At 65.2% G+C, this 25,687-nt stretch carries 23 protein-coding genes; 11 read left to right on the top strand and 12 right to left on the bottom strand.

Translation table 11 applies throughout. The features are described from left to right. Positions 1-2 precede the first annotated feature (2 nt). Entirely contained in the window at positions 3-1,562 is a 1,560-nt protein-coding gene (locus J2W49_RS11655) for a bifunctional aminoglycoside phosphotransferase/ATP-binding protein (protein ID WP_310315834.1), read from the top strand. On the opposite strand, the gene J2W49_RS11650 is transcribed toward J2W49_RS11655, so the two are convergent. From J2W49_RS11650 to J2W49_RS11630, 5 genes are all read right to left on the bottom strand, one after another. After that, on the bottom strand, positions 1,563-2,819 hold the full coding sequence (locus tag J2W49_RS11650) for a Zn-dependent hydrolase (protein ID WP_310315832.1): 1,257 nt from the start codon (positions 2,817-2,819) through the stop codon (positions 1,563-1,565). 28 nt (positions 2,820-2,847) lie between these two features. Further along, positions 2,848-4,299 carry a dihydropyrimidinase gene (gene hydA / locus J2W49_RS11645; protein ID WP_310315830.1) on the bottom strand — a complete coding sequence of 484 codons (1,452 nt, stop codon included), beginning with the start codon at positions 4,297-4,299 and terminating at the stop codon, positions 2,848-2,850. Between the two features lie 78 nt (positions 4,300-4,377). Continuing rightward, positions 4,378-5,835 (bottom strand): NCS1 family nucleobase:cation symporter-1, encoded by a 1,458-nt coding sequence (locus J2W49_RS11640; protein ID WP_310315829.1) that lies wholly within the window; start codon positions 5,833-5,835, stop codon positions 4,378-4,380. Positions 5,836-5,979: 144 nt separating this feature from the next. Further along, positions 5,980-7,293, bottom strand: coding sequence for an NAD-dependent dihydropyrimidine dehydrogenase subunit PreA (gene preA / locus J2W49_RS11635; RefSeq protein ID WP_310315826.1), 1,314 nt, complete (start codon positions 7,291-7,293; stop codon positions 5,980-5,982). Positions 7,294-7,360: 67 nt separating this feature from the next. Next, entirely contained in the window at positions 7,361-8,728 is a 1,368-nt protein-coding gene (locus J2W49_RS11630; RefSeq protein WP_310315824.1) for an NAD(P)-dependent oxidoreductase, read from the bottom strand. 195 nt (positions 8,729-8,923) lie between these two features. Between J2W49_RS11630 and J2W49_RS11625 the strand changes: the two genes are divergently transcribed. Beyond that, positions 8,924-9,592 (top strand): TetR/AcrR family transcriptional regulator, encoded by a 669-nt coding sequence (locus tag J2W49_RS11625; RefSeq protein WP_310315823.1) that lies wholly within the window; start codon positions 8,924-8,926, stop codon positions 9,590-9,592. A gap of 363 nt (positions 9,593-9,955) precedes the next feature. Here J2W49_RS11625 and aptA read toward each other — a convergent pair whose 3' ends face one another. Continuing rightward, positions 9,956-11,320: an omega-aminotransferase AptA gene (gene aptA / locus J2W49_RS11620; RefSeq protein ID WP_310315820.1), complete on the bottom strand. Its 1,365-nt coding sequence runs from the start codon at positions 11,318-11,320 to the stop codon at positions 9,956-9,958. A gap of 90 nt (positions 11,321-11,410) precedes the next feature. Between aptA and J2W49_RS11615 the strand changes: the two genes are divergently transcribed. The 3 genes from J2W49_RS11615 (at position 11,411) to J2W49_RS11605 (ending at position 14,321) form a co-directional block, all read left to right on the top strand. Next, complete coding sequence (locus J2W49_RS11615; protein WP_310315818.1) at positions 11,411-12,343, top strand: LysR family transcriptional regulator; 933 nt, start codon at positions 11,411-11,413, stop codon at positions 12,341-12,343. A gap of 109 nt (positions 12,344-12,452) precedes the next feature. Beyond that, entirely contained in the window at positions 12,453-13,610 is a 1,158-nt protein-coding gene (locus tag J2W49_RS11610; RefSeq protein WP_310315817.1) for an alpha-hydroxy acid oxidase, read from the top strand. Between the two features lie 204 nt (positions 13,611-13,814). Continuing rightward, positions 13,815-14,321: an anti-sigma factor gene (locus J2W49_RS11605; protein ID WP_310315815.1), complete on the top strand. Its 507-nt coding sequence runs from the start codon at positions 13,815-13,817 to the stop codon at positions 14,319-14,321. A gap of 355 nt (positions 14,322-14,676) precedes the next feature. Here the strand turns inward: J2W49_RS11605 and J2W49_RS11600 are convergent, their stop codons facing one another. Continuing rightward, positions 14,677-15,402, bottom strand: a complete 726-nt coding sequence (locus J2W49_RS11600; RefSeq protein WP_310315813.1) for an SIMPL domain-containing protein — start codon at positions 15,400-15,402, stop codon at positions 14,677-14,679. A gap of 70 nt (positions 15,403-15,472) precedes the next feature. On the opposite strand from J2W49_RS11600, the gene dinB reads away from it, so the two are divergent. Both dinB and J2W49_RS11590 read left to right on the top strand, forming a co-directional pair. After that, on the top strand, positions 15,473-16,786 hold the full coding sequence (gene dinB / locus J2W49_RS11595; RefSeq protein WP_310315810.1) for a DNA polymerase IV: 1,314 nt from the start codon (positions 15,473-15,475) through the stop codon (positions 16,784-16,786). After that, entirely contained in the window at positions 16,746-17,606 is an 861-nt protein-coding gene (locus J2W49_RS11590; RefSeq protein ID WP_310315808.1) for an enoyl-CoA hydratase-related protein, read from the top strand. Before dinB ends, J2W49_RS11590 begins: the two co-directional genes overlap by 41 nt. A gap of 63 nt (positions 17,607-17,669) precedes the next feature. On the opposite strand, the gene J2W49_RS11585 is transcribed toward J2W49_RS11590, so the two are convergent. The 3 genes from J2W49_RS11585 to J2W49_RS11575 all read right to left on the bottom strand — a co-directional run bounded on the left by J2W49_RS11585 (position 17,670) and on the right by J2W49_RS11575 (position 20,912). Next, the gene (locus J2W49_RS11585) at positions 17,670-18,689 is read right to left on the bottom strand and encodes a porin (RefSeq protein WP_310315806.1); all 1,020 of its coding nucleotides are present in this window, start codon (positions 18,687-18,689) and stop codon (positions 17,670-17,672) included. Between the two features lie 550 nt (positions 18,690-19,239). Then, positions 19,240-19,572, bottom strand: coding sequence for a DUF1161 domain-containing protein (locus J2W49_RS11580; protein ID WP_310315804.1), 333 nt, complete (start codon positions 19,570-19,572; stop codon positions 19,240-19,242). A 122-nt stretch (positions 19,573-19,694) separates the two neighbouring features. Then, positions 19,695-20,912, bottom strand: coding sequence for a 6-phosphofructokinase (locus J2W49_RS11575; protein WP_310315802.1), 1,218 nt, complete (start codon positions 20,910-20,912; stop codon positions 19,695-19,697). Between the two features lie 131 nt (positions 20,913-21,043). Between J2W49_RS11575 and J2W49_RS11570 the strand changes: the two genes are divergently transcribed. Both J2W49_RS11570 and J2W49_RS11565 read left to right on the top strand, forming a co-directional pair. Continuing rightward, complete coding sequence (locus J2W49_RS11570) at positions 21,044-22,108, top strand: histone deacetylase family protein (protein WP_310315800.1); 1,065 nt, start codon at positions 21,044-21,046, stop codon at positions 22,106-22,108. 23 nt (positions 22,109-22,131) lie between these two features. Then, positions 22,132-22,587: a hypothetical protein gene (locus J2W49_RS11565; RefSeq protein ID WP_310315798.1), complete on the top strand. Its 456-nt coding sequence runs from the start codon at positions 22,132-22,134 to the stop codon at positions 22,585-22,587. Between the two features lie 22 nt (positions 22,588-22,609). Here J2W49_RS11565 and J2W49_RS11560 read toward each other — a convergent pair whose 3' ends face one another. Both J2W49_RS11560 and J2W49_RS11555 read right to left on the bottom strand, forming a co-directional pair. After that, positions 22,610-23,161: a DUF3455 domain-containing protein gene (locus J2W49_RS11560; RefSeq protein WP_310315796.1), complete on the bottom strand. Its 552-nt coding sequence runs from the start codon at positions 23,159-23,161 to the stop codon at positions 22,610-22,612. A 187-nt stretch (positions 23,162-23,348) separates the two neighbouring features. After that, on the bottom strand, positions 23,349-23,945 hold the full coding sequence (locus tag J2W49_RS11555) for a ferritin-like domain-containing protein (RefSeq protein ID WP_310315794.1): 597 nt from the start codon (positions 23,943-23,945) through the stop codon (positions 23,349-23,351). A gap of 262 nt (positions 23,946-24,207) precedes the next feature. Here J2W49_RS11555 and J2W49_RS11550 point away from each other — a divergent pair, with 262 nt between their 5' ends. Next, positions 24,208-25,158 (top strand): DUF3034 family protein, encoded by a 951-nt coding sequence (locus tag J2W49_RS11550; RefSeq protein ID WP_310315792.1) that lies wholly within the window; start codon positions 24,208-24,210, stop codon positions 25,156-25,158. A 47-nt stretch (positions 25,159-25,205) separates the two neighbouring features. Continuing rightward, positions 25,206-25,682, top strand: a complete 477-nt coding sequence (locus J2W49_RS11545) for a group I truncated hemoglobin (RefSeq protein WP_405001012.1) — start codon at positions 25,206-25,208, stop codon at positions 25,680-25,682. Positions 25,683-25,687 lie beyond the last annotated feature (5 nt).

Here is a 25,687-nt window from a genome sequence, read left to right as displayed (position 1 = left end):
GCATGCCCCCCAGAAACGACCTGCCCCCACTGATCAACGCCCTGCTGGACCCGGCCCGCTTTCCGCACAAGGTGGAGGAAGTGGCGCTGATGGAAACGCACGGCGCCTGGGTGCTGCTGGCGGGCGAGTTCGCCTACAAGATCAAGAAGCCGGTGCGTTTTCCGTTCATGGACTTCAGCACCCTGGCCCTGCGACGCCAGGCCTGCGAAACCGAAGTGCGGGTGAACCGGCGCTTCCAGAACCTGGATCGGCCGGCAACCCAGCTGTACCTGGGGGTGCTGCCCATCCTGGGCACACCGGGGGAGCCGCGCTGGGGCGAACCGGGCACAGCCGACGCGGGGAAGGCGATCGAGTTCGCGGTGCAGATGCGCCGCTTCGACGAGGCGACCCGGCTCGACCACCTGTGCGAGCGCGCTGCACTGACTTCCGAGCACATGACCGGGCTGGCGCGGCGCATGGCGTCGTTCCAGGCCCGGGCCGCCGTGGTGGGCAGCAGCCAGCCCTGGGGCCACCCCACCGCCGCCATGCGCTGGCCGCGCGACAACTTCGACGCCCTGCGCAAGGCCTTGACCGAACCCGCCGACGCGGCCCTGGTGCGCGAGCTGAGCGACTGGACCGAGCAGCGCTTCAACGCCATCGAACCGTTGCTGTCGCGGCGGCGCCAGAAGGGCCGCGTGCGCGAAGGGCATGGCGACCTGCACCTGGGCAATTTGGTGCTGATCGAAGACGAGGTGCTGCCCTTTGACGCGATCGAGTTCAACGACGCGCTGCGTTGGATCGACGTGGCCAATGACATGGCCTTTGCCTGGATGGACCTGCTGGTCCACGCCCGCCCGGGCCTGGCCAACGTGCTGCTGAGCGCCTGGCTCGACGCCAGCGGCGATGTGTCTTCACACACGGTGTGGACCTTTTTTGCCAGCTACCGCGCCGGGGTGCGCGCCAAGGTGGCGGCGATCCGCCTGGAGCAGCTGGGCGGCGAAGGCAGTTCACCCGAAGCCGACGCGAGTATGGCCGAAGCGCGGCGCTACCTCGCGCTGGCACGTGACATTGCCCACCCGCCAGCACCGCGCTTGCTCATCACACACGGCCTCTCCGGCAGCGGCAAGACCTGGGCTTCCAGCCGCTGGCTCGCGGCTGAGACCAGCGGGCGCGCGATCCGCCTGCGGTCCGACGTGGAGCGCAAGCGCCTGCACGGCCTGAGCGCGCTCGCCACCAGCGGCTCAAGCCTGAACAGCGGGCTCTACACCCCCAAGTCGCACGGCGACACGTATGGCTCGCTGCTGTCGCGCGCGCGCATGCTGCTGGCCGATGGCTGGACGGTGCTGGTGGACGCGGCCTTTCTGCGCGCCGCCGAGCGCGCCGAGTTTGCGGCGTTGGCCCAGGGTGCGGGCGTGCCTTTCCACATTCTGGCCTGCGAGGCGCCAGTGGAAGTGCTGCGCCAGCGCATCACCGACCGGCAGGCACGCGGGGCCGATGCTTCGGAGGCCACGGTGGAGGTGCTGGAGAAACAGCTGGAGTGGCTGGAGCCGCTGGATGCGAGCGAGCGCGCCTGTGTGATCTGATCAGGTTCCGGCGCGCTCGAGCATGGCGTGCAGCAGCACGTTGCAGCCAGCGGTGATGTGCTCGGGCTCGGCGCTTTCGATCTCGTTGTGGCTGATGCCGTCCTTGCAGGGAATGAACACCATGCCGGCGGACGCGAGGCGCGCCATGTACACCGCGTCGTGCCCGGCGCCAGAGACGACCGGCATGTGGCTGTAGCCGAGCTTCGCAGCGGCGCGGCCCACGGCGTCCACGCAGTCGGGGTGGAAGACCTGGGCGGGGTAGTTGGACACCATTTCAATCTCGATCGGCAGGCCCGTTTTGGTGCTGAGCTTGGTGGCCACGGCGCGGATGTCCTGGTCCATGCTTTCGCATTCGGCATCGGTGGCGTTGCGCAGGTCGATGCTGAACTTGACCTGGCCCGGGATCACGTTGCGGCTATTGGGATGCACATGCACCATGCCCACGGTGCCGCGCCCGTGCGGTGGGTGGCGGTGGGCGCAGGCCACCACTTCCTGCATCAGATGCGCGGCCACCTGCAGCGCGTCCTTGCGCAGGGCCATGGGCGTGGGGCCGGCGTGGGCTTCCATGCCGGTCACGGTGCAGTTGTACCAGCGGATGCCCAGCACGCCGCTGACCACGCCAATGGTCTTCTGATTGTCTTCAAGCACCGGGCCCTGTTCGATGTGAGTTTCAAAGTAGGCGCCGATGGGGTGGTCGCCCGGCTCCTGATCACCGATGTAGCCGATGCGCTCCAGCTCGTCCTTCACCGTCTTGCCTTCGGTGTCGGTGGCCGCGTAGGCGTGCTCCAGCGTAAAGGCCTTGGCAAACACGCCCGAGCCCATCATCACCGGCACAAAGCGCGAGCCTTCTTCGTTGGTCCAGAACGCGACTTCGATCGGTGCTTCGGTTTCGATGCTGTGGTCATTGAGCGTGCGCACCACTTCGATGCCCGCGAGCACACCGTAGTTGCCGTCGAACTTGCCACCGGTGGGCTGGGTGTCGATGTGGCTGCCGGTCATGATGGGTGGCAGGCTGTTGTTGCGGCCGGGGCGGCGCATGAAGCCGTTGCCGATCTTGTCGATGGTGACGCTCATGCCGGCTTCGCGCGCCCAGCGTGTGACAAGGTCGCGGCCCTGTTTGTCCAGATCGGTCAGGGTGAGGCGGCACACGCCGCCTTTGGGCGTGGCGCCGATTTTCGCGAGTTCCATGAGCGAGTCCCAGAGGCGTTCGCCGTTGATGCGCAGTTGGTCAATGTCGGTCTTCACTTTGGTATCCATGGTGTTCTCCAGATGCGTCGTTCGGGGGTCAACGCGCGACGGCGGAGGGGGCCAGATCCTGCGCGCGCTTTTGCACGGCATCGAAGTTCACGCCAAACGCGGGGCGCTTGATGTAGCGGCCCTTGCCCTGCTCGGCGCGCAACTCGCCGTTGGCAAACACCACGCGACCCTGGCTGATGGTGTGGCTGGGGATGCCGCGCACGGTGCGGCCTTCGAAGATGTTGAAGTCGCCCTTGCTGTGCTGCGTCTTGGCCGAGAAGGTCTTGGTGCCCGCAGGGTCCCACAGCACCAGGTCGGCGTCGGCGCCTTCACCGATGAAGCCCTTGCGCGGGTAGATGTTGAACAGTTTGGCCGCGTTGGCCGAGGTGATGGCCACGAACTCGCTGGGCGTGAGGCGCCCGGTGTTGACGCCGCCGTCCCAGATGGCGGCCATGCGCTCTTCCACGCCACCGGTGCCGTTGGGAATCTTGGCGAAGTTCTCCTTGCCCGCCGCCTTTTGTGCGGCGCAGAAGGTGCAGTGATCGGTGGCGGTGGTGTGCAACTGGCCGGACTGCAGGCCGCGCCACAGCGCTTCCTGGTGGGCCTTGGGCCGGAAGGGCGGGCTCATCACATGCGCGGCGGCGGTAGCGAAGTCCGGGTCGCGGTAGACGCTGTCGTCCACCAGCAGGTGGCCGGCCAGCACCTCGCCGTACACACGCTGGCCGCGCGCACGGGCGCGGGCGATGGCGTCGGCCGATTCCATGCAGCTCACGTGCACCACGTAGATCGGCACGCCCAGCACGTCGGCAATCGCGATGGCGCGGTTGGCGGCCTCGGCCTCGACCATGGGCGGACGCGACAGGGGATGGCCCTCGGGGCCGGTGATTCCCATCTTGGCCACTTCCTGCTGCAGCAGGTAGACCAGCTCGCCATTTTCCGCGTGCACCGTGGGCATGGCGCCCAGCTCCAGCGCGCGCTTGAAGCTGTTCACCAGGGTTTCGTCGTCGCACATGATGGCGTTCTTGTAGGCCATGAAGTGCTTGAAGCTGTTCACGCCCTCTTCCTGCACCAGCGTGCCCATGTCGGCGCGCACCTGCTCGCTCCACCAGGTGATGGCGACGTGGAAGGAATAGTCGGCTGCCGACTTTTCGGCCCAGCCGCGCCACTTGCGGTAGGCCTCCATGATGGGTTCCTGCGGATCGGGGATCACGAAGTCGATGATGCTGGTGGTGCCGCCAGCCAGGCCCGCCGCCGTGCCGGTGAAGAAGTCGTCCATGGTGACGGTGCCCATGAACGGCAGCTGCATGTGGGTGTGCGGGTCGATGCCGCCGGGCAGCACGTACTGGCCGCTGGCGTCCAGGGACTGCGCACCTGCCGGAGCCAGTTCGGCCGCGCGCTCGCCCACGGCCACGATGCGGCCATCCACGCACAGCACATCGGCCAGTTGTTCGCGGTCGGCGTTGACCACGGTGCCACCGCGGATCACAAGGGCTTGGGTCATGGGGGTCTCCTTCAGGGTGCGTGGATGCGAAACGGGAAAACCCTGCCGGTGGCCACGGGCGGCAGGGCCATCAAAGGTTCAGGGCCTCTTGGCGGTGAGGTAGTAGTAGCCGCCAGCCACGGCCAGGCTGAAGAACCAGCCGAAGTCGAACAGATTCAGCAACAGACCCGGCACGGCGGCCTTGTCCACCACGCCAGACACGGCCAGGTAACCCGGCAGGCAGGGCAGCACGCCCAGCGCGAAGGCGATAAGCGCCTGCATGTTCCAGCCGTTGCTGTATTCGTAGTCGCCGCCTCGGCGGTAGAGGTCGTCCACCTTGAGCACGCTCTTGCGCACCAGGTAGTAGTCCACCAGCAAAATGCCGGCGATGGCGCCCAACAGCGTGCCGTAGCCGCCCAGCCAGGTGAACAGGTAGCCGCCCGAGGTGGCCAGCAGTTTCCAGGGCATGAACAGCAGGCCGATGACGGCGGCGATCAGGCCACCGGTGCGAAAGCTGATCTTCGACGGCGCGACCTGGCTGAAGTCGTACGAAGGCGACACCAGGTTGGCGGCGACGTTGGTGGTCAGGTTGGCCAGCAAAATCACCAGCAGGCCCACACCGGCGGCAAAGCTGCCCATCTGGGTGAGCAGGCCGTCAGGGAACAGCTGCGCCTTGCCGTACAGAATGGACGAGGCAGAAAACCCGATGATGCCCACCATGGAAAACAGCGCCATGGGAATCGGCAGGCCAATCGCCTGGCCCACGATCTGGTCCTTCTGCGATTTGGCAAAGCGCGTGAAGTCAGGAATGTTGAGCGCCAGCGTGGCCCAGAAGCCCACCAGCCCGGTGAGCGCGGCCCAGGTCTTGGGACCGCCCTCCACCACCTTGGCGGGCAGGTTGAAGAGTTCGCCTGCGGGCACCTTCATCATCAGCACCACCACCAGGAGGATGGACGCGCCAATCATCAATGGCGCGGCGATCACCTCCAGCACGCGGATGGACTCCAGGCCTTTCCAGATGAACCAGATGTGCAGCGCCCAGAACGCGAGGAAGCACATGAACTGCGAGGTGCTGATGGTCTCCCCCTCGGCCGGCCCCGCCAGACCCGCGCCCATGATGTTCAGAAAGCCATGCAGCGCCAGTGCGCCGAAGTAGCAGTTGATGGAGAACCAGCCGCAGGCCACCAGCCCGCGCAACACGGCCGGCAGGTTGGCACCTTTCACGCCGAACGAGGCCCGCGCCAGCACCGGAAACGGCACACCATATTTGGGCCCCACACGGCCGATCAGCAGCATGGGCACCAACACGATGCAGTTGGCCAGGAACACCAGCCACACCGCCTTCTGCCAGGTGAAGCCCTGATCTAGCATGGCACTGGCCATGGTGTAGGTGGGCACACACACCACCATGCCCACCCACAGGGCCGCGTAGTCCTTCCAGGCCCAGTGGCGCTGCGCTGCGGTGGTGGGTAGCAAGTCCTCGTTGGCCAGCGGGTTGGGCCCGGTGGCGGGAATGGGCCCCGCCACCTGGGCGGTGCTGCCGATGCTGTTCGTCATGCCTGTACTCCTGTCAAAGACCTCGTGGGGTTGCACACAGTCCGCGGTCTGCGCCGGCGATCCAGGCTGGCAGCTGCGGGGAAAAAGGAAAACACGAAAGGCGGCGGCTCACGCAAGAACCGCACCGGCGCCGCAAGAACGGTTTCAAGTGGTGGCGCTCACGCGCTGCGGGTTGTTGGGGTGGGTGGTCCAGTTGGCGTATTCACCGGTGACCGTTTGACCCGTTCTCACGTCCACCTCACCCGCTTCCAGCGCCCGCATGGTGATGCATTCGGGCACCGGGCAGATCGACACGCACAGGTTGCAGCCCACGCATTCTGCTTCGTTGATCTCGAACTTGCGCAAACCGCCCTCTTTGATGAAGGTGATGGCCTGGTGCGAGGTGTCTTCGCACACCACGTGGCAGCGGCCGCACTGGATGCAGGCGTCCTGGTTGATCACCGCTTTTTCGATGTGGTTGAGGTTGAGGTTCTTCCAGTCTTTCACCGTGGGCACGGCCTGGCCCTTGAAGTCGTTCAGCGTGGCGTAGCCGTGCTCGTCCATGAAGTTGGACAGGCCATCGCACATGTCCTGCACGATCTTGAAGCCGTAGACCATGGCCGCCGTGCACACCTGCACCGTGCCACAGCCCAGGGCAATGTATTCGGCCGCGTCGCGCCAGGTGGTGACGCCGCCGATGCCGCTGATGGGCAGGCCGGCGGTCAGTTCGTCCCGTGCGATCTCTGCCACCATGTTGAGTGCGATGGGCTTCACGGCCGGGCCGCAGTAGCCGCCGTGCGAACCCCAGCCGTCGGTGCTCGGGCTCATCACCATGCGGTCCAAATCCACGCCCATGATGGAGTTGATGGTGTTGATGAGCGAGACCGCGTCGGCCCCGCCGGCCTTGGCTGCACGCGCCGGATGGCGCACGTCGGTGATGTTGGGTGTGAGCTTCACGATCACGGGCAGGCGGCTGTAGTGCTTGCACCAGGCCGTGACCATCTGGATGTACTCAGGCACCTGGCCCACGGCGGCGCCCATGCCGCGCTCGCTCATGCCGTGCGGGCAGCCGAAGTTGAGCTCGACGCCGTCGGCGCCGGTGTCTTCCACCATGGGCAGGATGCGCTTCCAGCTCTCTTCCTCGCAAGGCACCATGAGCGAGACGATCATGGCGCGGTCGGGCCAGTTGCGTTTGACGCGCTTGATCTCTTCAAGGTTGGTCTGCAGCGGTCGGTCGGTGATGAGTTCGATGTTGTTCAGGCCGATCACGCGGCGGTCTTGCGACAGGAGCGTGGTGTAGCGCGGACCGTTCACGTTGACGACTGGCGGGTCTTCGCCCAGCGTCTTCCACACCACGCCGCCCCAGCCGGCTTCAAAAGCGCGGGTGACGTTGATCTCTTTGTCGGTGGGCGGCGCAGAGGCGAGCCAGAAGGGGTTGGGGCTCTGGATACCCAGGAAATTGCTGCGGATGTCGGCCATGGGGTGCTCCGGTGAAATTCGTTGGCGTTGGCGTTCGTCGGGCTTTGGGGGCGGGGGCCGGGCGGGGTCAGGCCACCAGCGCCACGGGCACGCTCAGCGCCTCATGGATGGAGAGCGCGGCCAGCTTGCCGTGCTCCACGGCTTCCACCGTGAGGTCGCGCCCGCCCGCGCGACAGTCGCCGCCGGCCCAGACGCGCGCCAGGCTGGTGCGGCCTGCTGTATCGGTGGCGATGCGCCCGCCCTGCAGCGCGATCGCCTTGCCCACGGGCTCGGCCACATAGGTCTGACCGATGGCCTTGAGCACCATGTCGGCTTCCAGCGTGAAGGTCTCGCCGGTTTCCACCAGCTTCCCGTCGCGCAGTGCCGTGGCGGCGAAGCGCATGCCTTTGACGGCACCGCCCTCGCACAGCAGTTCCTGCGGCGCGGCCCAGTGGCGGATGGTCACGCCGTTCGTCTGTGCCCATTGCTGCTCCACGCGCGATGCCGACATGGCTTCAGCGCCGCGGCGGTAGACGATGGTGACGTCTTCTGCCCCCAGCTTGCGCGACTGCACGGCCGCGTCCACCGCCGTCATGCCGCCACCGATCACCAGCACGCGGCGACCCACCGACAGGGTGGACAGGTCTGTGCTCTGACGCAATTCGGCGATGAAGTCCACCGCATTGCGCAGACCCGTAGCCGTGGGCTCGGCGATGCCCAGCGCGTTCACGCCCTGCAGGCCCAGGCCCAGGAACACGGCGTCAAAGCCGGCCATCAGACCGTCGAGCGTGATGTCGCGGCCCAGCTGCTGGCCGGTGCGCACCTCGATGCCGCCCACCGACAGCAGCCATGCCACCTCCTTCTGCGCGAAGTCGTCGGTGGTCTTGTAGCTGGCCAGGCCGTATTCGTTGAGGCCGCCGAGCTTGGGCCGCGACTCGAACAGCACCACGTCGTGACCGCGCAGTGCCAGACCGTGTGCACAGGCCAGCCCTGCAGGCCCTGCGCCCACCACGGCCACGCGCTTGCCCGTGGGCGCTTCACGCTGGAACAGCGGCGCACCCGGCCGGGCAAAGAACGCATCGGTGGCATAGCGCTGCAACAAACCAATCTCCACCGGCTTGTCTTCGTTGGTGTTGCGCACGCAGGCCTGTTCGCACAGCACCTCGGTGGGGCAGACGCGGGCGCACATGCCGCCCAGCGGGTTGGCTTCGAGAATCGCGCGCGCCGCGCCCCGGTTGTTGTCCTGCGCGATGCGGTGCACGAACGAAGGAATGTCGATGCCCGTGGGGCAGGCAGTGGCGCAGGGCGCGTCGTGGCAGTAATAGCAGCGCTCGGCTTCGATCAGCGCCTGGGGGCGGGTCAACGGCGGGTGCGCATCGCTGAAGTTGACGGCGTAGTCCGCCAGATTGAGGCGAGCGGCATGGACGCCGCAGGCGCGGCTCGTGAGGGTGTCCATCGGTTTTCCTTGTGGGGCGGGTACTGACAACAACAATCGGTGTGCACATGGGGTCGCTCTTCGGCTCCCTGACTTTGCACACAACCACGGCGAACTGCTGCAATTTACCGACTGGTAAAGTTTTACCAATTGGTGAAATCCCTATAGCAAAGCCCATGCCAGAAAATGGCAAGGAGCTTGCGCCACAATGGTGCGATGGCAAAAACCTCCTCTTCACCCGGGCCCGACACACCGCCTGCGAAGGCCCCAACGGCCTCGCGTCTGCGCAAGGAAGCGGCCATCCTGCAGGAGGCCGAAAACCAGTTCGCCCAGTTCGGTTTCGAGGGCGCGTCCCTCGAAAACATCGGCGCCGCCGCTGGCATCAGCCGGCACAACCTGCTCTACTACTTCGCCAGCAAGGAGGCGCTTTACCGACGCGTGCTCGACGACGTGCTGGATCAGTGGCTGGCCGGCATGGACGAGCTGTCACACGGCGACGACCCCCTGCAAGCGCTGCGCGCCTACGTGCGTCTGAAGCTGCGCTTTTCGCGCGAACGCCCCAATGGCGTCAAGGTGTTCACCAAAGAGGTGATCGCCGGTGCACCAAGGTACGGCGAAGCCATCACCACGCGCGTGGGCCCACTGCTGCGCAAGGAGGTGCGCACCTTCGAGCGCTGGGCACGCGAAGGCCGCATCGCACGCGTGAACTTCACGCACCTGATGTTCATCATCTGGACGGTCACACAGGCCTACGCTGAACAACAGGCCCAGTTCGCCCTGCTGCTGGGCAAACCGGCGCTGACCGCGCGCGACTTTGACAACGCGGAAGAACTGATCGTGCACCTGGTGGCGAGTGGCCTGGCGCCGGGGCAGCCAACGGCATAGCCCTCTCCTCAGAGAGGTGAGGGAGTAGAGACACGGCTCCGAGAAGGGGAGTCCGCTCCCGATCCCGCTGGTGCCGTGTGGCCGGGCTGAGCAGCGCAGCGGCGTGGGGATCAGAAATTCGCATGTCCGAAGGCCGCGCAGCGGACAAGTTTGCGAATATCCCCCACGACGCGAGCAGCGCAAGGAAGCCCGAAGGGCCCCGGACTTCGGCTCGCCTTTCTTTGGCCTACGTTTCTTTGGCGAGACAAAGAAAGGTAGGTCGGCCGCCGGGCCGAGACCCGGCCAAACCAAGCTTCCGGAAAAGAATAGAACTGGCGCGCGGAGGCCCCTCAGCCCAGCCCTCTCCCCAAAGGAGCGAGGGAGTCAGACAGTGGCGTTCAGCGTATCACCCAGCGCACTCACCATGCGATCAATCTCCGCCGGCGTGCTAATGAAAGGCGGCGCAAGCTGGATCGTGTCGCCGCCGTAGCGCACATAGAAGCCCTTCTGGTACATGGCCATGGCGATCTCGTAAGGCCGACGGGCCGGCTCGCCTGGCAGCGGCGCGATGGTGATACCTGCAGCCAGACCAAAGTTGCGCACGTCGGCCACGTGTTTCCCGCCCTGCAAGCCGTGCACGGCGTTTTCGAAATGCGGCGCAAGTTCGCGCGCGCGTTCTAAGGCGTTGTCGCTCTCCAGCAGATCCAGCGAGGCGATGCCGGCGGCACAGGCCACCGGATGGGCCGAGTAGGTGTAGCCGTGCGGGAACTCCAGCATGTACTCGGGGCCACCCGCGGCCATGAAGGTGTCGCAGATGTCCTGCCGCACGATCACTGCACCCAGCGGCTGCGCACCATTGGTGACCTGCTTGGCGATGTTGAGGATGTCGGGCGTGACGCCAAAAGCTTCCGCGCCGGTCCAGCTGCCGGTGCGGCCGAAGCCGGTGATGACTTCGTCGAAGATCAGGAGGATGTTGTTCGCGGTGCAGATTTCGCGCAGGCGCTGCAGGTAGCCCACGGGCGGGATCACCACGCCGGCCGAACCCGAGAAGGGTTCGACGATGACGGCGGCGATGTTGGAAGCGTCGTGCAGCGCGATCAACCCCAGCAGTTCGTCGGCCAGCGCGGCACCATGTGGGCCGGCCTCGGGCGGCATGCCGCGATAGAAGCTGCCATTCGGTGGCTGGGTGTGGGGCAGGTGATCGGCTTCCACGCCCTGGCCGAACAGCTTGCGGTTGGCCGGGATACCGCCGACCGAGATGCCGCCGAAGTTCACACCGTGGTAGCCCTTGACGCGACCGATCAGCCGCGTCTTGCTGGCCTGGCCCTTGGTGCGCCAGTAGGCGCGCGCCATCTTCAGCGCCGTGTCGGCCGACTCCGAACCCGAGCCGGTGAAGAACACGCGGTTGAGGCCGGTGGGCATGCGCTCAACGATTCGGTTGGCCAGCTCGAACGCCAGCGGGTGGCCGAACTGGAAGGCGGGTGAATAGTCGAGCGTGGCCACCTGGCGGCTCACCGCGTCGACGATCTCCTTGCGCGCGTGGCCCAGGCCGCTGCACCACAGGCCGGAGAGGCCGTCGAAGATCTGGCGGCCGTCGTGGCTGGTGTAGTAGGCCCCCTTGGCGCTGGTGATGAGGCGGGGATTGGCCTGAAATTCCCGGTTGCAGGTGTAGGGCATCCAGTGCGCCGCCAGCCAGGCGGCGTCTGTGCGGGGGGCGTTCTGCAGGTGCTGGCTGTCGGTCAGGTCCATGGGGTTCTCCTCGGGGTGGGGTAATGCGCATTCTGGGGCGCGCGGTTTACTCGTATAAATGACAACCTATCTACCCTGACTTTACAAAACATGCAAGTAAAACACCGGGCCGTTCTGGGCCAACTGGGCGACGTGGACATCCGCCTGCTGCGGGTGTTCAAGGCGGTGGCGGACTGCGGCGGCATGGCCTCGGCCGAGCTGGAGCTCAACATCGCCATGTCCACCATCAGCCGCCACATCAAGGACCTGGAAACCCGCGTGGGCCTGGTGCTGTGCCGGCGTGGGCGCGCGGGCTTTGCGCTCACGCCGGAGGGCCAGCAGCTCTACGAGGCCACCCAGCGCCTGCTGGCCGCCACCGAAGGCTTTCGCGGCAGCCTGCACGACATCCACCAGCGCCTGGGTGGCGACCTGCACGTGGCGGTGTTCGAAAAAACCGCCAGCAACCCCGCCGCGCACATCCCGAAGGCCCTGGCGCTGCTGCGCGAACGCGCGCCGCAGATCCAGTTGCACCTGCACGTGAACGGCATTGCGGTGATCGAACGTGGTGTGATGGACGGCCAGTTCCAGCTCGGCATCGTGCCCGAGCACCGACGCTCGGACAGCCTGGACTACACGCCGCTGTTCGACGAAAACATGCTGCTGTACGCGGGCGCAGGCCACCCGTGGTTCAGCGCGCCCCCAGCCCGGGCCGACTGGCGAGCATTGCGCCAGCAGCCCCTGGCCGCGCTGGGCTACCACTCACAAAACATGGAACTGACCCACCAGCGCCGGCTGCAGCGCGCGGCCACCGCGTCCGACCAGGAGGGTGTGGCGCTGCTCATCCTCTCAGGCCACTACCTGGGTTTTCTGCCCGACCACTATGCCCAGACTTTTGTGACTCACGGGCGTCTGCGCGCCATCAACCCGGCACTGTTGCGCTACACCTGCGGCTACAGCGCCATCGTGCGGCGCTCGCCAGAGGCGCTGCGCATGACCCACGCTTTTCTGGACTGTCTGCGCGAACTGCACCCGGCCCCGGCATGAGCGGTTTCAGAAATTTCAAACCCCGCAAGCCTGTTTTCACAAGCCTTTTCGAGACCACCTCGCTAACATCGACCGCAGTTCAGCCCACAACACCCCCGGAGACAACCCCATGACCGTGATCACCAACATCGAAGACCTGCGCGTGCTGGCACAGAAGCGCGTGCCGCGCATGTTCTACGACTACGCCGATTCCGGGTCATGGACCGAAAGCACCTACCGAGCCAACAACGACGACTTCCAGAAGATCAAGTTGCGCCAGCGCGTGGCAGTGAACATGGAGAACCGCAGCACCGCCACCACCATGGTCGGCGAGAAGGTAGCCATGCCGGTGGCGATTGCGCCCACCGGCCTGACCGGCATGCAGCATGCCGACGGTGAAATCCTGGCCGCGCGGGCCGCGCGTGCGTTTGGTGTGCCGTTCACGCTATCCACCATGAGCATCTGCTCCATCGAGGAAGTAGCAGAACACGCAGGGCCCGGCTTCTGGTTTCAGCTCTATGTGATGAAAGACCGCGCCTTCATTGAACGCCTGATCGACCGCGCCAAGGCCGCCGGCTGCGGTGCGCTGGTGCTCACCCTGGACCTGCAGATTCTGGGCCAGCGCCACAAGGATCTCAAAAACGGCCTGTCGGCCCCCCCCAAGCTCACACTGCCCAACATCATCAACATCGCCACCAAGCCGCGCTGGGCGCTGGGCATGCTGGCCACCAAGCGCCGCCAGTTCGGCAACATCGTGGGCCATGTGAGCGGCGTGGACAACATGGGCAGCCTGAGCGAATGGACCGCCAAGCAGTTCGATCCGGGACTCAACTGGGGCGATGTGGAATGGATCAAGAAGCGCTGGGGCGGCAAGCTCATCCTCAAAGGCATTCAGGACGTGGAAGACGCGAAACTGTCGGTGCAGTCCGGTGCCGATGCGCTGATCGTGAGCAACCACGGCGGCCGCCAACTGGACGGCGCACAAAGCAGCATCGAAGCGCTGCCAGCCATTGTGGATGCCGTGGGCGGGCAGATCGAGGTGCACATGGACGGCGGCATCCGCAGCGGGCAAGACGTGCTCAAGGCCCGCGCCCTGGGTGCACAGGGCGTCTACATCGGCCGCCCGTTCCTGTACGGTCTGGGCGCCATGGGTGAAGCCGGCGTGACCAAATGCCTGCAGATCCTGCACAAGGAGCTGGACCTGACCATGGCTTTCTGCGGGCACACGCAGGTGGACACGGTGGACAAGTCCATTTTGTTGCCCGGCACGTTTCCGAAGGGCCTGTGAACAGGCCCACCCCCGCGCCGGGCTTCGCCCGTCACCCCCTGAAAGGGGGCGACACCAGAGGCCCGGCAAAGCCGGTTCCTCGGTGTCCCTGGACCGAGGCACTTCGCTCCGGAAAGTTGGTTTGGGATTGACTTGTCGCAATGTGCGTCGCTGAGGTTGTCGGACAATGTGCGCTGCCCTTTTCCACTCCGTCCTCCACGCTCCATGAACCCACCCTCTCCCCGCACCGGCGTCAGCCCCTGGTGGCGCATTGCTTCCGTGGTGCTGATGATCGCACTGTTGCTGGCCTGGGCGACCAGTGCGAGCATGTTCGAACAACTGAAGTCGCAGATCAGCCACCTGCAGGGCCGGCTGGACCAGACGGCTCAGGTGCGGTTCGTATCCGTGTTGCAAGACAGCCAGGGCCAGCCTGCCATGCTGATCACTTATGACCCGCAGCAGGGCACGTTGCTGGTGCAGCGCCTGAATGACGTGCGCGAAGGCCGTGAGGATTCGATGCAGATCTGGGCCATGGCCGACGACGCCGCGCCGCGTTCGCTGGGCGTGGTGGAGAGCAAGTACCAGACGTTTCAGATGCCGGTGGCTGCGGACGCACTCGAAGGTGCAACCGAGATCGGCGTGAGCGCCGAGAACAAGGGCGGCGTATCGGCAAGCACCGGTCCGAGCCTGCCGTGGTTGTTCAAGGGCTGGTGGATCAAGAAATCAGTGTGAAGGTACGCTCGCCTGCAGGGGAGTCCGATCCCGCCTTTGCCGTGTGGCCGGGCTGAGCAGCGCAGCGGCGTGGGGATCAGAAATTCGCATGTCCGAAGGCCGCGAAGCGGACAAGTTTGCGAATTTCCCCCACGACGCGAGCAGCGCAAGGAAGCCTGAAGGGCCCCGGACTTCGGCTCGCCTTTTCTTTGCTTACTCTTCTTTTGGCGAAGCAAAAGAAAGTAAGTCGGCCGCCGGGCCGAGACCCGGCCAAACCAAGCTTCAGGAAGAAAGGTGATTGGCGCGCGAGGCCCCTCACCCCAACCCTCTCCCCAGAGGGGCGAGGGAGCAAAACCGCAGCCCAATCGCGAATGAGCTATCTCAGTTCGTACTCAAACGTACTCACCACCCGCAGCCGCTTGGTGCGTGAACCCCCATCGTCGTAGTCGTTGCCATCGTCCCCGGTGATGCGGATCACCCCCTGGTTGGCGTTCTTCAGCGGCCCCAGGCTGGCGCCGGCTTCGGCGGCGAATTTGTCGGCCTGTTCGCGGGCGTTGCGGGTGGCTTCGGCCAGCAGCGGCGCTTTGATGTCGTTGAAGCCGCGCAGCTGGTAGCGCGGGCCGCTGCGGCCGCCTTCGTTTTCGCCGCCCAGTTGCACGCCCGCCTGAATCAGCGGGTCGATCGCCAACGCGGCCTTTTCCACGTCTGCCACTCGGGCCGATTTCACCAGCACCTGACCGGTGCCGTTGAAGCGAAAAGGCTGGTTGGCCTGCGCGTATTCGCGGGCGTAGAGGTCTTGCACCTGCAGGGGCCGGGCTTCGATCTCTTCGTCGGTGAAACCGCGTGCCTTCAGGAACGCCACCACCTGGTCGCGGTCACCTGAAAGCGCCTGCTGCACCGCGCCAAACTCGGCGCCGGCACGGCGAAAGCCCAGTGTCCAGATGGCGAAGTCGCTTTCCACCGCCTGTTCGGCCAGGCCCTTGACCGTGACCGAGCGGTCGGACATGCGAAAGCGTTCCAGCCCCTGACCCACGGCGAAGCCGGCCAGGGCAATGCCTGCTCCCACCAGCAGAGCGGTCAGCAGGCGCGACAAGGTGTTCATGGATAGGGGTTCCTTCTTGATTGCAAGCATGGGCGCGACAGACGCCCAGCGTTGCCATGGTAATCCCGCTATGCTTGCCCGCGTGACCCCGCCCACCCCTTTACATCGCCCTGTTCAAAGGCGGATCGCCCATCTGGACATGGACGCCTTTTTTGCCTCGGTGGAGCTGCTGCGCTACCCGCAGCTCAAGGGTCTGCCGGTGGTGATTGGTGGCGGGCGGCGGCGTGACGACGACATGTTCGAGCGCCTGCGCGCTGCATTCCCGGAACGCGAATGGGGACCGGACACGCTCGACCGCATCCCGGTCGAATTTTTCCCGCGCCTGGCCAACTACACCGGGCGCGGCGTGGCCACCACCGCCACCTACGCCGCGCGCCAGTTCGGCGTGGGCTCCGCCATGGGGCTGATGAAAGCCGCCAAGCTCTGCCCGCAGGCCATCCTGCTGCCGGTGGATTTTGACGAGGTCAGGCGCATCTCGCGCCTGTTCAAAAGCACCATCGCCGAGATCGCGCCGGTGGTGGAAGACCGAGGCGTGGACGAGGTGTACATCGACTTCACCGATGTGCCTGGCGGCCAGCGCGAAAACGGGCGCGTGCTGGCGCGGCTGATCCAGAAAAGCATCTTCCAGGCCACCGGCCTGACCTGCTCCATCGGCGTGGCACCCAACAAACTGATCGCCAAGATGGCGAGCGAATTCAAGAAACCCAATGGCATCAGCATCGTTCAACCTGAAGACGTGCAAAGCCTGATCTGGCCCCTGCCCTGCCGAAAGATCAACGGCGTGGGCCCCAAGGCGGATGCCAAACTGCAGAGCCACGGCATCCACACCATTGGCGAACTGGCCGCACGCGAGCGCGCGTGGCTGATCGAACACTTTGGCAAGAGCTATGGCGCCTGGCTGCATGAGGTGAGCTGGGGCCGCGATGAGCGCCCGGTGGTGACCGAGAGCGAGCCGGTGAGCATGAGCCGCGAGACCACCTTCGAGCGCGACCTGCACGCGGTGCGCGATCGCGGGGAACTGGGTGCCATCTTCACCCGCCTGTGCGAACAGGTGGCGGCCGACCTGCAGCGCAAGGGCTACCGGGGCAAGACCATTGGCGTGAAGCTGCGCTACGACAACTTCCAGATCGTCACGCGCGACGTGACCATCGAGCACTTCACCGACGACGCCACCACCATCCGCCGCCAGGCCGGTCTGTGCCTCAAGCGCGTGGATCTGAGCCGGCGCATCCGCCTGCTGGGCGTGCGGGTGGGCAAGCTCGTCAAGCCCGGGACAGAAGATGCCGCAGCGCCCGGCTACAGTGAATCCACCCCTCCCAAAACGCCCCGAGACAAGGCCACCGATGAACACACCGACCTGCTTTTCCCTGAGCTCGACAGCTGACCATGTCGCCCACCTGGTGCTCAACCGCCCGGAGGCCATGAACACCATGCACCCCACCTTCTGGCGTGAGCTGGACGAAGTGCTCACGCAGATCCACAACGAAGGCAAGGCTCGGGCGCTCGTCATCAGCAGCACCGGCAAACACTTCAGCGCCGGCATGGCGCTGGAGACCTTCGCCGGCGCCATCCAGATGGACGACCAGAGCCCCGAAGGCCGTGCCGCCATCTTCGACCTGCTCACCGACATGCAGACCACCTTCACCAAGATCGAGAACCTGCGCATCCCGGTGATATGCGCCATCCAGGGCGGTTGCATCGGTGGCGCGGTGGACATGGTCACCACCGCCTGCATACGCTACGCGAGTGCCGACGCCTTCTTCTGCATCCAGGAAATCAACATCGGCATGGTGGCCGACGTGGGCACCCTGCAGCGACTGCCCAAACTCATCCCGTTCGCGGTGGTCAAGGAAATGGCCTACACCGGTCGCCGCCTGCCCGCCACCAAGGCACTGGCCTATGGTCTGGTGAACGAGGTGTTTGACACATACGAGGCCACGGTGGCCGCTGCGCTGCAGTGCGCCAAGGACATCGCAAGCAAACCGCCGGTGGCGATCTGGGGCACCAAGCAGGCCGTGACCTACGCGCGCGACCACTCGGTGGAAGACAGCCTGAGGCAGATGGGCTGGCTGCAGGGTGCGATCTGGAGTAACGCGCACGTGCGCGAATCCATCGCCGCCATGAAGGAGAAGCGCGCGGGCAATTTTGCGCCGCTGTCGCCACTGGTGACTTTCATCGGTGCAGAAGACCGCCCCATCGCCTGAGCGAACTCAAAAAAAGGCCGGCACCCCGTGAGGTGCCGGCCAAACTGACCTTGGAGTGGTGGGTCAGAAGCGGTGACGAATGCCGAACTGGATGCCGTTGGAGCTGCTGCCTGCGGTGGGGCTGTTGAAGCCCAGGGCGGCGTCGTCGTCGTTGGACACCGCCGTGAGGTGGGCATACAGTGCGGTGCGCTTGGACAGGTTGTGGCTGGCCTGGAGCGTGAAGATGCGCGCATCGTCGTTCAGCGCAGCGGCTGCGCCGGTGACGTCCTTGGCCTGGGCCACACCCACGGAGACCGTGGTCTGATCGCCCACCTTGAACGCGGCGGCCAGTCCCATGACCTTGAGCTTTTCGTCGCCCTTGTCTTCCTGGTCGTAGTAGGCAGAGAGTTTCATCATGCCGAAGTCGTAGGCGCCCACCAGCAACACGGCGTCCTTGCCCTGCTTGCCAGGCGCGGTGCCGTCGGCGTCGGACACGCGCATCAGGCCGATGCCGGCCGTGAGCGGACCGCTGGCGTGCAGCGCGTGCAGGCTGAACTGCTTGCCGAAGTCGGGGCTGGCGTCGGCGCTGGAGCGCTCTTCACCCAGGCTGTACTGCACCTGGAAGCTGGTGTTGCCGACCGTTGGCGACAGGTAGGTGATGGCGTTGTCGACACGGTTGTAGTCACCGTTGCCGATGATGGGCACCACGCTGAGCACGTCGTAGGACTTGGTGCCGACCACGGCGGCGATGTCGTCCATGGGCGAGTACTGGCGCCCCAGGCGCACGCCACCAAAACCACCGGTCAGGCCAACGAACGACTGACGACCAAAGGCACGGCCACCCTGGCCACTGGTGCCGGTATCGAGGTTCACGCCGGCTTCCAGCTGGAACACAGCCTTCATGCCGCCACCGAGGTCTTCTGCGCCGCGCACGCCCCAGCGCGAACCCTGTTGCTGGCCCGAGCTCAGGCGCACCAGCGAGGTGGAGCCCTTGATGCGTTCAATGGCCATGTCGGCCACGCCGAACAGGGTCACGGAAGACTGGGCTTGCGCCAAGCCTCCGCTCAGACCCAGCACGGCCAGGGCGATCAGATGTTTTTTCATGGTGACTTTCTCATTTCAATAGTGGGAGAAGCAAGACGGCGCGATCCACTGAAGTGATCCACGCAACGCCTGGCCAGCGGTGAACGAAACAGCCGCAACGCATGCCACACCCGCGCCTGTGCGGGCGCGGTAGGACGCAGGGCGGTCGCGTTCCGCCCCGTCAACGGCCACCGTTCGACAAGGGCGCGCACCCAGCCCTTGTCGGACGGCAGACGGCCGCCACCCTGACGGGGGGCACCGTCATGGCGGGGATGTTGGAGTGAGTCAACTCACCTGCTCGGTGAGTTGGAGAGATGGCGTTCCGATCACCACGGCAATCGATCCATCCACCCGGCGCAGGCGCGCTAGTGAGCGTATTGGGGCGTCATGACGATCTCCTCGTGTGTCTTGTGGTGGCAGGCATCTTCCTGTCACCACCTGTCACTTCGCTGTCCACACGCTACGGAAAAACCCTAGGAGATGATATTGATGATGTGCAGTGCGTCGCCCGGCACCTGCAAGGCGACAGCCCACGCCGAAGCGGGGCGCCATTCAACACACCCGATGGCACTCAGGGCTTGCAGCCACCGCCCTTGACCATCGAACCGTCCTTGCACTCGACCCAGATTTCCTCGTCGGGGGTTGGCTGCCTGGGACGAGGTGATGCAGCACCGGCTGACTCCGCGCCCCGCGCATAGACGATCTTCTTGGTGCCTTGACCACAGGCGCCCACGGTGTCGCCCACCACTGCGGCCTCAGCATCCACCACGGTGACGGTAAAACCCGTCACGCCTTTGGCTGCGATGTTGGCCTCGATCTGCGCCTTGAGAGGATCGCAGTTGTCGGCATGGGCTGCTGTGCTCAACAGCACGCAGGTGCACAGGAGGGAAAAGAACTTCAACATGGCGGTCAACAACGTTTAAGAGGGGGTTTCGCAAAGGGGGTGCGCCCGAACGCAGCCTGTTCATGGGAAGCCTCATGAGGTGAACAGGTTCCCGGCAAAGGCGAACTTTTCCTGGGGTCCGGTTACCGTGTGTTCAACACCTTGGCCACGCCGTTGGGGCGCAGCCGGAAGGCGTCCGGCATGCCGGAGCCCAGCAGGGGCCGCAGGTACAGGCGAAAGGCATCGGTCACATCGGTGCCGCTGGCGGCGATGAATTCGTCTTCCATCACCCGCGTCTTGCCCGCCACCGCCTCCAGCGGCAACAGCTCGTAGTCGGCCGAATAAAAACCCGTGCGCTTGATGGCCACCGAGCCATCGACATCGCCCCACATGGAAAACTGCACCGCCTTCTCGCCCACTTCTCGCGCCTCGCGCTGGTCCACGTCTGACACGCAGCCAATGAAGCTGCGCTGCAGGTAGCCAAAGGTGTCGCCGCGCACGCGCTTGATGCCCAGCCTGTTCTTGATCTCTTCGCACAGCAGATCGGCCAGGGCGCCTGTGCCCGAGAGCTGGACATTGCCGTGTGCGTCCTTCTCCACGTCCTTGGCCAGTTGGGTGATGATGGGCTGGCCGGATGCATCGTGAATGCCTTCGCTCACGGCAATCACGCAACGGCCAAAGCGCTCGTAGGTGGCCTTCACGTCGGCCAGGAACTTTGGGATCTCGAACACCCGCTCGGGCACGTAGATCAGGTGCGGACCGTCGTCGGGAAATTTCTTGCCCAGCGCGGAAGCAGCGGTGAGAAATCCCGCATGCCGGCCCATGACCACGCCCACGTACACACCGGGCAGGGCCGCGTTGTCGAGGTTGGCACCGGCAAAGGCTTGCGCCACAAATCGCGCGGCCGAGGGAAAGCCGGGCGTGTGGTCGCTGCCCACCAGGTCGTTGTCGATCGTCTTGGGGATGTGGATGCTGCGCAACGGGTAGCCGGCCTTGCGCGCCTCTTCGTTGACGATGCGCACGGTGTCTGAAGAGTCGTTGCCGCCGATGTAGAAGAAGTGTTCGATCTCGTGTGCCCGCAGCACCTTGAAGATCTCCTGGCAGTACTTGAGGTCGGGCTTGTCGCGGGTGGAGCCCAGCGCCGAAGACGGTGTGTTGGCCACCGCTTCGAGGTTGTGACTGGTTTCCCGGGTGAGGTCGAGGAAGTCTTCGTCCACGATGCCGCGCACCCCATGGCGCGCACCGTACACCCGCTGCACCTGCTGGAAGCGCCGCGCCTCCAGCGCCACGCCCACGAGCGACTGGTTGATGACGGCGGTGGGGCCGCCCCCTTGGGCGACGAGGATTTTTCCGGATGACATGGTGGGCTCCTTGAGTGTGTGTAGGGGTTCAGAGGCGACGCAGCAGACCCTGCATCATGATGCACAGCACGGCGCCGATTTCAAGTGGCACACTTTCCTCCTTGAACCTGCCCAAAGCCACCGTACCGCACATGAAAACTTTCCACAACCCCCACCACACCTTGCACCAAGGGCGCGAAGAAATGTTTCGCGGCCGCATGGTGCCCTGCCACGAAGTGCCGGCCCGGCTGGATTTTGTGCTGGCGGAACTGCAGCGCAGGCCACTGGGCGCGCTGGCAACTCCCTCGGTGAGCGAGACTGAACTGCTCGCTTCCATCGCCCGCGTGCACAGCGCCCGTTACCTGGACTTTCTGGCCAGTGCCTGGGACGAATGGGTGGCCATGGACCCCGCCAACGCGCAACGCGACGCCCTGCCCTCCGTCTGGCCGCTGGGCAATCCACATGGTTTCCGGGCCGACGTGCTGCCAGCCAACTTCGCGGCGCGCCTGGGCCTGTTTTCTTTCGATTCTGGCTCACCGCTGACGGCGGGCACCTGGGCCGCGGCCCGCGGTGGCGCGGCCTGCGCACTGGCCGCCGCACGGGAACTGCTCGCGGGCCAGCGCAGCGCGTTTGCGCTCTCGCGCCCGCCCGGACACCACGCCGGGACGGACTTTTTCGGCGGCTACTGTTTCCTGAACAACGCCGCCATTGCCACCCAGGCCCTGCGCGATGGCGGACTGGGCCGTGTGGCCGTGCTGGACGTGGACTACCACCATGGCAACGGCACACAGACCATCTTCTACGAGCGGGCCGACGTGCTCACGCTCTCCATCCATGGCGACCCGACCACCGAATATCCGTTCTTCCTCGGACATGCAGACGAGCGCGGTGCGGGAGCAGGCGAAGGCTTCAACCTGAACCTGCCGCTGCCGCGCGGCACCCACTTCGCCACCTGGCGAGCCACACTGGACCGCGCACTGGACGCTGTGGATGCGTTCAAGGCCAACGCGTTGGTGGTGCCCATGGGACTCGACACTTTTGAAGGCGATCCGATCTCTGGCTTCACGCTGAAGAGCGATGACTACTTTGCTGTAGGCGAGGCGCTGGCAAGCACCGGACTGCCCACGCTCTTCACCTTCGAAGGTGGGTACGCCGTGGATGCCGTGGGCACCAACGCGGTGAACCTGCTGGAGGGGTTCCAGCGGTCTGCCTCATGAGTGTCGTGCAACGAGTGACATCGATGAACCTGATTCTGGAAAAGACCGATCAAGTTACCTACTTCACCAATATGCGTCTGGTTTTCGAGGCGATGGGCATCTCCCCTGGTGAGTTCGACTGGTACATCAGCGACATCGAAGTCAACCGCCATCCCGAAGGGTTTTCTGATGAGGACCAATGGATGGATGGCCCAGTGTTGGACCAGCTACTGAAGCGCGTCGAAGTCCAGTTCATCTGGGCGGTATTCAGTGCAGTTCCCAGGAGCTTTCGCTCCGTCGTGACCAGTTCGCCCTATTCCGAGGGAAACCCTACTTTTTGGAACGGAGAGCCTGTGAAGCCACAACTTCCCGGCGCACTGTTCGAAATCGTCAGTTGGGACAGCAGCGCGACCCTGCTCATCGGTATTCCCGAAGATGCAGGGCAGCGCTTCGCCCAAAGCTATTCCGACACGCGGCCCCTGGCCGAAGCAGCGCGGTAGCCCGCCGGGAATGACCTGAAGCTCAACCCGCCTTGTAGAAGATGTAGTCGGCCTGGTAGTTCACGATCTGCCTGGCGCCCGTGTTGGCCGCGCCGCAGGGCATGGCCGGTGCCACGCCACCTTTGGTGGCCACACGCTGGATGTAGCTCACGCCCTGCATGGCGCCCATGCCCATGGCGGGATTGGCCTTCACCAGTTGCAGCGGAATGTTGCCTGTGCCGCCGGGTGACACGGCGAGCTGGGTGGCGGTGATCTTGGAGCCGTCCATGCTTTCCCAGGTGGCGGGCGGGCCGTAGTACTTGCCCACCTGCTTGCCGCTGCGGTCCATCAGCTTGGCGTCGGGGCCGGCAAACACCCATTCAAACTGGACGGGCATGTCGGCCTTGGCGCGGCACTCGTAGGTGATCTGGCCCACGCCCACGGTCTCCATCACAACCTTGTTGCCCGCCGGCACCTGCACCGCAGCGGGCAGGCTGGCTTGCGAAAACATCTTGGGTGCCGGCATGCTCATGTTCGAGGCGCAGGCGGCGAGGGAAAGGATGGCGGCAGCGGCCAGGGTGGTCTTGACGATCATGGGTAACTCCTCGATTTGGTGGTTAAAAAAAAGCAGTGGATGGCACTTGGGTGAGCACTTCTCAAGATGGATCGGAGCGTTCCCGAAGCGAAGTGCCTCGTCCAGAAATGCCGTGGAACCGGCTTCGCCGGTCCACAGGCATTGCCCCTCGCAGGGGGCGCGCGCAGCGCGGCGGGGGTGAACACGTTCAAGCGCCGAAAGACAGTGCGCCCGGTGGCAGCGGACGACCCAGCGCACTGGTGAGCACCGTGTAGTGCATGGTTTCGTCAGCAGCGAGTCGCGCGGCGACCTTGGCCAGCTCGCGATCGCCCAGCGCAGGAATCACGCTCAGGTAGGCATTCGTTGCGCCCAGCTCCAGGCGCGCGGCCAGATCAAGCACATCGCCCTGGCTCTTGAGCGCGCCCGCGTTGAGTGCCTTGGCGTATTCGTCGAGCTTCATCTCGGCCACGGGCTGGCCACCCAGTTTGCGGATTGTGGCCACCAGTGCGTCCCGGTGGGTCTTGTGGTGGCCCTGGAACTGCACCGCCACGTCCATCACGGGCTTCTGCAGCAGGCCGCTGCCGGCGCCCAGCTGGTAGGCGTTGATGGCTTCGTGCTCCAGGCCCAGGGCCACGTTGAGGATGTCCACGTCCTTGGACGTGTCGCCCTTCATGCCTTGGGCCATCACGTCCTTGCCTGCGAGCAGCGCCACGGCCACGGCCGACAAGGCGCTGCCGCCGCGGATGAAACCCCGGCGCGAAGCCGGTGAAGTGATTAGGGAAGCTGGATGCTGGTGGTTGTTCATGGTGTTTCCTGTGGTCTTGTTGATGTGGGGTTCTGTGCTTGACGGAGCGCCGTGTGTGACAGCCGTCACGGTCAATACGCAGGGCACACCTGAACTGGATTCAGAAAGACCAAGCAGATTGCTCGGCTTTGCAAGCCCCGCGCGCCGACTTGAATCCATTCCTAGCGGTGGCGCGTACTGGAGAGGTCGAACCCTGAAGGCCATGGGCCCAGACCCGGCACCCACCGCCACCCGTCCGTTTCAACCCAACCCAGAACGACCCATGAACCTTTCTGCTGCTCCCCACCGCTGCGCTGCCCGCGCAAAAGGCCTGCTGCCGCTGGCCGCCGCCCTGCTGGTCGCCCTCCCGTCCGCCCACGCCGACACCGGCAAGCTGCTGCTGACCGGCGGCGTGAGCACGGTGGAAGGTGCTGCCGGCGGCGGCATTTCGCCCTGGGCCGTGATCGGCAGCCAGGCCACCGAAGGCGAACGCGGCGTGTCGGCCTACCTGAGCCGGGCAGAAACCCAGGACTACGGCCTGACCGCAACCGGCGTGGCCGTGGGCTTGAACGACCGTTTCGAGCTGTCGTTCGGTCACCAGAACTTTGACACCGGCATCACCGGCACGCTGCTGGGCCTGCCGGGTCTGGACCTGAAACAGAACATCTTTGGTGCCAAGGTGCGCGTTGCGGGCGACGCCATCCTGGACAGCGACACGCTGATGCCGCAGATCGCCGTGGGCGTGCAGCACAAGCAACTGGATTCCAGCGGCCTGGACGGCACACTCGACGCCCTGGGCGCCAAGCGCAGCGGCACCGATGTGTATGTGAGCGCCACCAAGCTCTTCCTGGCCCAGGGTGTGCTGGTCAACGCCACGCTGCGCGCCACCAAGGCCAACCAGAACGGCTTGCTGGGTCACGGTGCGCGGCTGGGCGGCGCTGACAACGGGTACGAGTTCATGCCTGAAATTTCAGTGGCCTACCTGGTCAGCAAGAACGTCGCCGTGGGCTTTGAGTACCGCGACATGCCCAACAAGCTGCAACGCGCCGGCGCCGCCGCTGGCCTGGGCGATGGCCTGCGGGCCGACGCATGGAAAGACATCTTCATTGCCTGGGCACCGAGCAAGAACGTATCGCTGACCGCAGCTTATGTGGACCTGGGCCGCGTGGTGCCCGCCACCACCAACAACAAGAAGCAGACAGGTGTCTACGTGTCTGCCCAGTTCGCCTTCTGAACACCTTTCGCCCGCGAACCCCTCCACCCACATTCCTCAAGACGATCATGAAACACCTCTTCACCAGCGCCACCCTCGCCCTGATGGCCTTCGGCAGCAGCCACGCCATCGCCCAGTCCGCAAGCATGGCACCTTCAGCCGCGTCGGCCTACCCGGTGGCGCCTGCTGCAGGTCTCTACCAGGCCTTCGGCGAACAGACCGGCATCCGCAGCCTCATGGACGATTTCGTTGTGCGCATCAAGGCCGACCCGCGTATCGGCGAGCAGTTCGCCGACACCAACCTGGAGAACCTTTCACGCTCGCTGACCGACCAGCTCTGTCAGCTCGCTGGCGGCCCCTGCGTCTACAAGGGTCCCGACATGAAAACCGCCCACGCCAACATGGACGTGACCAAGGGCCACTTCAATGCGCTGGTCGAGGTGCTGCAACAGAGCATGGACGCGCGCGGCATTCCGTTCACGCACCAGAACCAGATGCTGGCCCTGCTGGCACCCATGCACCGCGACGTGATCAACACCCGCTGAAGGAG

It is taken from the genome of Hydrogenophaga palleronii (assembly GCF_031457455.1).
GTDB classification, from domain to species: domain Bacteria; phylum Pseudomonadota; class Gammaproteobacteria; order Burkholderiales; family Burkholderiaceae_C; genus Hydrogenophaga; species Hydrogenophaga palleronii_A.
Note: the sequence above shows the minus strand (reverse complement) of the source record. Positions and strands in the feature narration are given on the sequence as shown.

Coding starts and splice junctions, on each gene's coding strand:
- J2W49_RS11655 (WP_310315834.1), top strand. CDS start 3: ATGCCCCCCAGAAACGACCTGCCCCCACTGATCAACGCCCTGCTGGAC.
- J2W49_RS11650 (WP_310315832.1), bottom strand. CDS start 2,819: ATGGATACCAAAGTGAAGACCGACATTGACCAACTGCGCATCAACGGC.
- hydA (WP_310315830.1), bottom strand. CDS start 4,299: ATGACCCAAGCCCTTGTGATCCGCGGTGGCACCGTGGTCAACGCCGAC.
- J2W49_RS11640 (WP_310315829.1), bottom strand. CDS start 5,835: ATGACGAACAGCATCGGCAGCACCGCCCAGGTGGCGGGGCCCATTCCC.
- preA (WP_310315826.1), bottom strand. CDS start 7,293: ATGGCCGACATCCGCAGCAATTTCCTGGGTATCCAGAGCCCCAACCCC.
- J2W49_RS11630 (WP_310315824.1), bottom strand. CDS start 8,728: ATGGACACCCTCACGAGCCGCGCCTGCGGCGTCCATGCCGCTCGCCTC.
- J2W49_RS11625 (WP_310315823.1), top strand. CDS start 8,924: ATGGCAAAAACCTCCTCTTCACCCGGGCCCGACACACCGCCTGCGAAG.
- aptA (WP_310315820.1), bottom strand. CDS start 11,320: ATGGACCTGACCGACAGCCAGCACCTGCAGAACGCCCCCCGCACAGAC.
- J2W49_RS11615 (WP_310315818.1), top strand. CDS start 11,411: ATGCAAGTAAAACACCGGGCCGTTCTGGGCCAACTGGGCGACGTGGAC.
- J2W49_RS11610 (WP_310315817.1), top strand. CDS start 12,453: ATGACCGTGATCACCAACATCGAAGACCTGCGCGTGCTGGCACAGAAG.
- J2W49_RS11605 (WP_310315815.1), top strand. CDS start 13,815: ATGAACCCACCCTCTCCCCGCACCGGCGTCAGCCCCTGGTGGCGCATT.
- J2W49_RS11600 (WP_310315813.1), bottom strand. CDS start 15,402: ATGAACACCTTGTCGCGCCTGCTGACCGCTCTGCTGGTGGGAGCAGGC.
- dinB (WP_310315810.1), top strand. CDS start 15,473: ATGCTTGCCCGCGTGACCCCGCCCACCCCTTTACATCGCCCTGTTCAA.
- J2W49_RS11590 (WP_310315808.1), top strand. CDS start 16,746: ATGAACACACCGACCTGCTTTTCCCTGAGCTCGACAGCTGACCATGTC.
- J2W49_RS11585 (WP_310315806.1), bottom strand. CDS start 18,689: ATGAAAAAACATCTGATCGCCCTGGCCGTGCTGGGTCTGAGCGGAGGC.
- J2W49_RS11580 (WP_310315804.1), bottom strand. CDS start 19,572: ATGTTGAAGTTCTTTTCCCTCCTGTGCACCTGCGTGCTGTTGAGCACA.
- J2W49_RS11575 (WP_310315802.1), bottom strand. CDS start 20,912: ATGTCATCCGGAAAAATCCTCGTCGCCCAAGGGGGCGGCCCCACCGCC.
- J2W49_RS11570 (WP_310315800.1), top strand. CDS start 21,044: ATGAAAACTTTCCACAACCCCCACCACACCTTGCACCAAGGGCGCGAA.
- J2W49_RS11565 (WP_310315798.1), top strand. CDS start 22,132: ATGAACCTGATTCTGGAAAAGACCGATCAAGTTACCTACTTCACCAAT.
- J2W49_RS11560 (WP_310315796.1), bottom strand. CDS start 23,161: ATGATCGTCAAGACCACCCTGGCCGCTGCCGCCATCCTTTCCCTCGCC.
- J2W49_RS11555 (WP_310315794.1), bottom strand. CDS start 23,945: ATGAACAACCACCAGCATCCAGCTTCCCTAATCACTTCACCGGCTTCG.
- J2W49_RS11550 (WP_310315792.1), top strand. CDS start 24,208: ATGAACCTTTCTGCTGCTCCCCACCGCTGCGCTGCCCGCGCAAAAGGC.
- J2W49_RS11545 (WP_405001012.1), top strand. CDS start 25,206: ATGAAACACCTCTTCACCAGCGCCACCCTCGCCCTGATGGCCTTCGGC.